This is a genomic window from Arthrobacter sp. JCM 19049 (assembly GCF_001310435.1).
This window is the reverse complement of sequence record NZ_BAXF01000207.1, coordinates 1-3,710: the sequence shown is the minus strand read 5'-3', so window position 1 is coordinate 3,710 and position 3,710 is coordinate 1. Positions and strand designations below refer to the sequence as shown.

1 protein-coding gene and 2 pseudogenes are annotated in these 3,710 nt (G+C 67.5%); all 3 read left to right on the top strand.

Going from position 1 to position 3,710, the window contains the following annotated elements:
* The first annotated feature begins 122 nt into the window (after positions 1 to 122).
* Positions 123 to 3,001 (top strand): annotated as a pseudogene (uvrA, locus tag JCM19049_RS09535) (excinuclease ABC subunit UvrA).
* Positions 3,002 to 3,135: 134 nt separating this feature from the next.
* A pseudogene (locus JCM19049_RS19895) lies at positions 3,136 to 3,432 on the top strand (HAD hydrolase-like protein); the annotation flags it as partial.
* 104 nt (positions 3,433 to 3,536) lie between these two features.
* A partial coding sequence (locus JCM19049_RS09525; protein ID WP_306420770.1) for an HAD hydrolase-like protein occupies positions 3,537 to 3,710 on the top strand: 174 nt, incomplete at its 3' end.

Sequence of the window (3,710 nt, the reverse complement as noted above, 5' to 3'; positions counted from 1 at the left end):
CGCGCCCGACGTGCCCCGGCAGGTGCAGCGGTAGCGCCTGCCGGCGGCGCTCGCCGGGAGCGGGGCACATCACCGGAAGATGTGCCCAACGGCACTCTTATTCGAACCAGTTTTCGATTAGTATGCTGGTGGCTATTACTGCAGAGACTACTTCACTTGATTTGTCGCACCTGGTGGTCAAGGGTGCCCGTGAGCACAACCTGAAGAATGTGGACCTTGACCTGCCGCGCGATGCAATGATCGTGTTCACCGGGCTTTCCGGGTCCGGCAAGTCCTCCCTGGCCTTTGACACCATCTTCGCCGAGGGCCAGCGCCGCTACGTTGAGTCCCTCTCCGCCTACGCCCGCATGTTCCTGGGCCAGGTGGACAAGCCGGATGTGGACTTCATCGAGGGCCTGTCCCCGGCGGTGTCGATCGACCAGAAGTCCACCAGCCGCAACCCGCGCTCCACCGTGGGCACCATCACCGAGGTGTACGACTACATGCGCCTGCTCTGGGCGCGCGTCGGCCACCCGCACTGCCCGGTCTGCGGGGAGCCGATCTCCAAGCAGACCCCGCAGCAGATCGTGGACCAGCTGCTGGAACTGCCCGAACGCACCCGCTTCCAGGTGCTCGCCCCGGTGGTGCGCGCCCGCAAGGGCGAGTTCGTGGACCTGTTCTCCGAGCTGTCCGCCAAGGGCTACGCCCGCGCCCGCGTCGACGGGGAAACCATCCAGCTGACCGACCCGCCGAAGCTGGCCAAGCAGTACAAGCACACCATCGAGGTGGTCGTGGACCGCCTGGCGATCAACGACACCGTGCGCCAGCGGCTGACCGATTCCATTGAGACCGCGCTGGGCCTGGCCGACGGGCGCGTGCTGGTGGACTTCGTGGACCTGGACGCCGATGACCCGCAGCGGGTGCGCGCGTTTTCCGAGAACCTGGCCTGCCCGAATGAGCACCCGCTGGCGATCGACGAGATCGAACCGCGCACCTTCTCCTTCAACAACCCGTTCGGCGCCTGCGCGGCCTGCAGCGGCATCGGCACCAAGCTGGAGGTCGACGAGGCGCTGATCGTGCCCGATGACGAGGTGAAGCTGGCCGACGGGGCGATCGCCCCCTGGTCGCTGGGCAAGGCCACCACCGAATACTGGAACCGGCTGATCGAGGGCCTGGGCAAGGACCTGGGCTTTTCGATGGACACCCGCTGGAAGGACCTGCCGGCCAAGGCCCGCAACGCGATCCTCAACGGCAAGGACCACAAGGTCGTGGTGCAGTACCGCAACCGGTTCGGGCGCGAACGCAAGTACACCACCGGTTTTGAGGCGTCATCGCCTACGTGCACCGCAAGCACCAGGAAACCGAGTCCGACCACGCCCGGGACCGCTACGAGCAGTACATGCGCCAGATCCCGTGCCCGACCTGCAACGGAGCGCGGCTGAACCCGGCCTCGCTCTCGGTGCTGGTGGGCGGCAAGTCCATCGCCGAGGTGTGTGCCATGGACCTGCGCAGCGCCGCCCAGTTCATGGAAACTGTCCAGATGAGCGAACGCGAGGCGCAGATCGCCGCGCAGGTGCTCAAGGAGATCGGGGCGCGCATGCGCTTCCTGCTGGACGTGGGCCTGGAGTACCTGACCCTGGAGCGGGCCGCCGGCACGCTCTCCGGCGGCGAGGCCCAGCGCATCCGCCTGGCCACCCAGATCGGCTCCGGGCTGGTCGGGGTGCTCTACGTGCTGGACGAACCGTCGATCGGGCTGCACCAGCGCGACAACCGCCGGCTGATTGAGACCCTGATCCGGCTGCGCTCCCTGGGCAACACGCTGATCGTGGTCGAGCACGACGAGGACACCATTGCCGAGGCCGACTGGATCGTGGACATCGGCCCGGGCGCCGGGGAGCACGGCGGCACCGTGGTGCACTCCGGGTCCCTGGAGGAGCTGAAGCGCAACGAGCTGTCGCTGACCGGCGACTACCTGGCCGGGCGGCGCAGGATCGAGGTGCCCGAAAACCGCCGCAAGGTCGACAAGAAGCGGATGCTGAAGGTAGTCGGCGCCCAGGAGAACAACCTGCAGGACCTGACCGTGGACTTCCCGCTGGGCGTGTTCACCGCCGTCACCGGCGTGTCCGGCTCGGGCAAGTCGACCCTGGTCAACGACATCCTGTACAAGGTGCTGGCGAACAAGCTCAACGGCGCCAAGCAGGTGCCCGGCCGGCACACCCGGGTGCAGGGCCTGGAACACCTGGACAAGGTGGTGCACGTGGACCAGTCGCCGATCGGGCGCACCCCGCGCTCGAACCCGGCCACCTACACCGGGGTGTTCGACCACATCCGCAAGCTGTTCGCCGAAACCAATGAGGCCAAGCTGCGCGGCTACATGCCCGGGCGCTTCTCCTTCAACGTCAAGGGGGGACGCTGCGAGGCCTGCTCGGGTGACGGCACCTTGAAGATCGAGATGAACTTCCTGCCCGACGTGTACGTGCCGTGCGAGGTCTGCCATGGGGCGCGCTACAACCGCGAAACCCTGCAGGTGCTCTACAAGGGCAAGAACATCGCCGACGTGCTGGACATGCCAATCAGCGAGGCCGCCGAGTTCTTCAGCGCCTTCACCCCGATCGCCCGGCACCTGAACACCCTGGTGGACGTCGGGCTGGGCTATGTGCGCCTGGGCCAGCCGGCCACCACCCTTTCCGGCGGTGAGGCCCAGCGCGTGAAGCTGGCCGCGGAACTGCAGAAGCGCTCCAACGGCCGATCCATCTACGTGCTGGACGAGCCGACCACCGGGCTGCACTTCGAGGACATCCGCAAGCTGCTGAAGGTGCTGCAGGGCCTGGTCGACAAGGGCAACACGGTGCTGACCATCGAGCACAACCTGGATGTCATCAAGTCCACCGACTGGGTCATCGACCTGGGCCCGGAGGGCGGCTCCGGGGGCGGGCAGCTGATGGCCACCGGCACCCCCGAAGCGGTGGCAAAGGTGCCCGAATCGCACACCGGACGCTTCCTGGCCGAGATCCTTCCGTAACCGCGCCCGGCCCGCCTGCGCCACCTGCGTATGCCCCCACGGGCATGGATGGCCGGGGCCGGGGCGCGGGCATGCGAGAATGACTAGGTGATGTTGTCGGTTTCAAGTGTTCTTTTCGATCTGGACGGGACCTGGTGGACCCGGCCGGAGCCATAACCTCTGGCATCCGCCATGCGCTGGTGAGCCACGGCCTGCCGGATCCGGGGGAGGCGCGGGTCGCCGCGCTGGTCGGCCCGCCGCTGCAGATTGGGCTGCGCACCCTGGACGGGGTCGGGGAGCACAACGTTGACACGGTGATCGCCAGCTACCGGCAGCGCTACGCCGAATCGGGCATGGCCGAATCCCGCGTCTACCCCGGAATCCGCGAGCTGCTGCACCGGCTGCGCGAAGCGCGGATCCATGTGGCGGTCACCACCGCCAAACCCGAGCCGATCGCCCGGCAGCTGCTGGACGTCCAGGAACTGAGCCCCCTGCTCGATGCCGTGCACGGGAACATCGGCGAGGCGGGAACCACGGTTCCAGCAAGGCGCACATCGTGGCCGCCGCGCTGCGTGAGGCGGACCTGGATCCGGCCGGCAGCGTCGTGGTCGGGGACCGCTATTATGACTTGGATGCCGCCCGCGAGAACGCGGTGCGCAGCATCGGCGTCCGGTGGGGCTTCGCCCAGGGCGCCGAACTTGAAGCCGCCGACCACGTCGTGGAAAGCTCG